Source organism: Pseudoalteromonas sp. SIMBA_162 (genome assembly GCF_046535955.1).
Lineage (GTDB): Bacteria > Pseudomonadota > Gammaproteobacteria > Enterobacterales > Alteromonadaceae > Pseudoalteromonas > Pseudoalteromonas marina.
In genome coordinates this window covers 1-267 of sequence record NZ_JAWJBQ010000498.1, presented here as the reverse complement: position 1 = coordinate 267, position 267 = coordinate 1, and the positions used below count along the sequence as shown (strand labels likewise).

The following is a 267-nucleotide window of genomic DNA, read 5'->3' as shown; positions in this document are numbered from 1 at the left end:
GCCTCGGCCTGGCCGGAGCTTTTGCAGCTGCGCGATGAGCTGGCGACACTCGCGAAACATGACACGACGACTGCCCAGCAGGCGCCCGTCGCCCTGATGTTCGATTACGCCTCCATCTGGGCCTGTCAGATCCAGCCCCACGCCGAGAACTTCAACCCGCTCGAGCTGTACCTGAGCTGGTACAGCGCGCTGCGGCGTCTCGGGCTTGATGTCGATATCGTCTCACCGCGCGACGCGCTCAGTGGCTATTCGTTGATCGTACTGCCC

General features: G+C 63.7%; 1 protein-coding gene. It reads left to right on the top strand.

The genetic code is table 11. From position 1 onward, the window contains the following. The coding region (locus R0J88_RS20665) for a beta-galactosidase trimerization domain-containing protein (protein ID WP_410900978.1) at positions 1-267 on the top strand (267 nt) is incomplete at both ends.